Genomic DNA, 3,247 nt, shown 5'->3' with positions numbered 1-3,247 from the left:
CGTGCCGCTGTAATTCTTCTAAGTTGGTGTTGGTATAATAGACACGACAAAGGGGAGAATTTACTCTTTCAGGTTCTTCATAGACGTAGCCGATAAAATCCTCTTCACCGTCCTGGGAGTCAATTTCAACCCATGTTCCAGAATAATCAGATGTAACATAGGTACGTATTTCATCAAAGTAGAAGAAATAGAGGATTCCCTCATTCGGAAGCGTTGGATAGGCTTCCGCTGGCAATTCAGACAAATTAATTTGTCCGATAAAGGGGATCGGGCCTAAGTCAACTGATTCTGGCCATTCTAGGTGAGGGGGGAGATCTGGACGGCCGCCAATTTTGGATGCACCGATAGGAATCAAATCTTCATCGGTATTTATCGTGTTTATTCTTACAGACTGACGAATGAGTGGTTCAAATCGATCCGCTATGTGAGAGAGACTAGCTTCATGTAATAGGGATAGAATTTTTTGTTTCATGATTTCTCCTCCGTAAAAAAAAATAACTTTCTTTAAGAATAGTTCCAAAGTTGTCGAATATTAGGAAAATATGACTACATTATACCATATTATACCTTGGGAATAAGTGGTGTTTGTCACGAGTGTTTTTGTTGCTTTCTGGAATTGTTGTAGTGAGAACGAGTTACAAATGAAAAAAGATACATTACTGTGTCTAATTTGTATACAATACTCTTCATCGTTTCCGCTTTATTTTCCTATAATTTTTATGGTTACTAATAAAAACTTTAGGAGTATCCTTTTTTCCAAAGCTAATCTGGTCTTTATTGTAATGAGTATCCCTAGAAAAAACATCTCTTATAAAAAACTCAATATATTCAATTTTATCTCTAGAAATTGCGAACTTATGATCACTAGAAGATGAAAGAGGTTTATTTCCGAGCAACAGACGATTACCAAATGTTGGGTAAAGAAGGTATGCGTTATGGATTGTTTCATTATTTGAAAGCTTGATTTTTACTTTTATTTCTTTTTTTAAAAATATTGAATAGAGAGAGACTAATGGTTGTAGAAACAATCTATAAAGCAAAGTAATAGAGAGTATGATAAATAAAATTAATAGGGGTTCTTTTGAAGTTAGATTATCAAGTACATAGGGAATAGCGTCAGTTGTGGTCTTAAAATTAAGCTTAAACACGTTGTTCACCGCACTAAAAAGAAGATTAATAATTGAACCATATATGTATGTGAGTATAACAAAATAGTATAAAATGGAAATTGATGAAAATATGAATATGCTATAGAAAATAAAGTTGTGATTCTTTTTAACTAGCCATTTCAAATAAGAAATTATCCATTTTCTTGTTGAATCATAGTTTTTCCAACTAATTAGAATTAATAAAATTAATATCATTAAAAAGATGGTCATTGTAAAGAAGATATTAGGTGAGACAAAGAGTAATTGAAAACCCGGAGGTTCAGAGTTAACTGGAAACGAAGTTAATGTTATTGTATAAATGATCCATAACGCAAAATAAATAGAATCCCTTAAAATACGTAGTTCCTTTTTCATTAATAACCGTTCGCAAGGCGAAGCTGTTAGCAGGGTATGAAAGTTATATAGAGCAACCAGGGTAAGACTTATTATTGTGAACATTGAGGTCGAAGGTAACATCATTATTGAAATCTCCCATCAACTATTATTTTGTTTTACTTTTTGAATTATTTTTATAAGTATAAAATAACTCCTTTGAGTATTGGGAAAATATACCTATATTATACCATATAATACTTTGGCGATATGTGGCTTACATAGAAAAAATAGAGTGGTGTTCCGCATAGGATTGCGGTGGAGAGGCGATAAAAAAGACACGCTATATGCGTGTCCTCAGGTTGATATGATACAAATAACGAACTATTGGATTTATAGGTTGTAATTAAACAAGAAATGGTTATATTGATTTAATTTTTGATCCAATATTTGGCTAACATTTACTGTTTCGGGATCACCAAGTCCTTTATTAACCGCTACTTCATATAATTTCAACCTTAGTTCTTCAATCTGATCGAGTAGAACTTGTTCTGCCACTTTTGTACCATATGCCATTTTTCCTCACCTATAGTAACATTTATCAAAATTGTAGCAATTTTAGGGAAGGAAGTATGTGATTGTTCTCACATACTGTTAAATTAACGAAATCTGTAGTTTTCCGAAATGGAGGAGGAAAAGAAATAGACACGCATTGTACGTGTCTGGTTGGGGGTTTATTTATCAGCTTCAAACTATATTATTCACAAGCCACGCCATCACCATCACGATCTAACTTTCTGCTGTAACCTGGTTCACCTGCATATATGGGAGCCGCACCTGCTGCCCTAACCTCTGAACAATTTTTATAGTAGACAGATTGTTGGGTGGGTTGTGGTTTAGGCTCAGGCTTAGGTTGTGGCTCAGGTGCCGGTTGGGTTTCTATGGGCTGTTGTTCTTTAGCGGCTACTACTTCATCGTGGAAGCCGTGGTCATGATCAGCGTGTACATAGTTTTCAATGCTCCAAATTCCGATACCGGACTGTTGGGCTTTTTTCTGTGTTTCCCGGTATTGATCCACGTATTTTACGTTTGGAGGAATGACATACGCCACACGGGCCAGCCCTTTTTCAAGGAGCATCTCATTGAACATTTTGTCTCCTACCCATAAATAGCAGAGAAGTCGACCGTACTTGTCCCTTTCAGAGACATCAATCTCTAGCTTAACGTCCTTGTCCTCCAACGTTTTCTTAGCAAAAGAGGAGGCTTCTGGCCCGAATGGCTGCACCGGTTTATCCGGGTGTTTAGTTTCGGGTGTATCAACTAGGAGGAGGCGGATGGTCTCTTGCTTCCCATCATAGGAAACTTCCATGGTATCCCCATCTACGACTCTTACCACCTTGGCTGGGATTAGATTAGAAACCACCTCAGATTTAGTTTCTGCCACAACTGGAGCCTTTTCAACTTGGGTTTGTACAACTTCCTCTTCCGCCTTTTTCTTCGCTAGATCCTCAGTAGAAGTTTTGGTTTGCGATTCAACACTTTTAACGTTATTTGACGCTGGTTGGCTGGAACCACTACAACCGGAAAGAATGGAGATCGCAACCACAGCCGCTAACGATATATTTAAAGTTTTTTGCAACACATTTTCCTTTAGCATTGAAATCTCTCCTCTGCATATTTTTTTATCTATGTAAGTCTAGCTAGTAAACGATTCTAAAAAATAAAGAAGCAATGTAATATTTATGTTCGTGTTTAAGTTGTCAATC

General features: G+C 36.3%; 4 protein-coding genes. All 4 read right to left on the bottom strand.

The window, feature by feature from the left end; translation table 11 throughout:
- Window positions 1–472, bottom strand: a 472-nt coding sequence (locus ACGLXV_RS08365; RefSeq protein ID WP_391558261.1) for a DUF1963 domain-containing protein, incomplete at its 3' end; no start/stop codon positions are given.
- Between the two features lie 214 nt (window positions 473–686).
- Complete coding sequence (locus tag ACGLXV_RS08360) at window positions 687–1,148, bottom strand: hypothetical protein (RefSeq protein WP_391558260.1); 462 nt, start codon at window positions 1,146–1,148, stop codon at window positions 687–689.
- Between the two features lie 726 nt (window positions 1,149–1,874).
- A complete protein-coding gene (locus ACGLXV_RS08355; RefSeq protein WP_391558259.1) occupies window positions 1,875–2,057 on the bottom strand; it encodes an aspartyl-phosphate phosphatase Spo0E family protein in 183 nt (60 codons plus the stop codon).
- A 181-nt stretch (window positions 2,058–2,238) separates the two neighbouring features.
- The gene (locus ACGLXV_RS08350; protein ID WP_391558258.1) at window positions 2,239–3,138 is read right to left on the bottom strand and encodes a thermonuclease family protein; all 900 of its coding nucleotides are present in this window, start codon (window positions 3,136–3,138) and stop codon (window positions 2,239–2,241) included.
- Window positions 3,139–3,247 lie beyond the last annotated feature (109 nt).

Source organism: Robertmurraya sp., assembly GCF_036676585.1.
GTDB lineage: Bacteria > Bacillota > Bacilli > Bacillales > Cytobacillaceae > Robertmurraya_A.
This window is presented reverse-complemented; position numbering and strand designations above follow the sequence as displayed.

Excerpts from the sequence above, each read along its gene's own strand:
- ACGLXV_RS08350 (WP_391558258.1), bottom strand. The coding sequence starts at position 3,138 with ATGCTAAAGGAAAATGTGTTGCAAAAAACTTTAAATATATCGTTAGCG.
- ACGLXV_RS08355 (WP_391558259.1), bottom strand. The coding sequence starts at position 2,057 with ATGGCATATGGTACAAAAGTGGCAGAACAAGTTCTACTCGATCAGATT.